Below are 478 nucleotides of genomic sequence, written 5' to 3' on the forward strand. Positions count from 1 at the left end.
GGCGTAGAGGCTGTCCTCGCTGCTGTCGGGCAGGTAGTCGCCCTGCAGGGAGGGGGCCGCGAAGGCGGTGGCGTCCCGTACGCCCTGCCACGGCTCGGGCGGCCGGGGCGAGGAGAACCGCAGCGGGCCCACCGGCGGGGCCGCGTAGGGCACGCCCCGGAAGACGGTCAGTCCGTCGGCCCGCTCTCCGGCCACGCGTCCCGCCGTCGTCCGGACGACCACTGTGCGACTGGGCATCGGGTGAACCTCATTTCCCGCCTCGGCGTTGTCGGGGGCGGCGCGGCGCGCACCATGGGGCCACAGTGATCGTCGCCCCGGTGCCGGGCCGGCCGCCAACCTCCGGTCACTACTCCGTCAAGTCAGGCCGCGTCCGCCGCGCGGTGCGGGGGCGGCGGGCCGCCGGGGCCCGGTGCGGACAGCAACAGGTCGGGCGGGGCGGTCAGTTCGCGGCCGGTGAGGGCGCGCAGGGTGCGATAGG

Annotated in this window: 1 protein-coding gene; it reads right to left on the reverse strand. The window is 76.8% G+C overall.

Annotation, left to right across the window (positions count from 1 at the left end; all coding sequences use genetic code 11):
- Nucleotides 1–237: carboxylesterase family protein (locus LPA54_RS37430; protein ID WP_228984905.1), on the reverse strand; the 237-nt coding region annotated here is incomplete at its 3' end.
- Nucleotides 238–478 lie beyond the last annotated feature (241 nt).

It is taken from the genome of Streptomyces sp. DH12, assembly GCF_020873895.1.
Classification (GTDB): domain Bacteria; phylum Actinomycetota; class Actinomycetes; order Streptomycetales; family Streptomycetaceae; genus Streptomyces.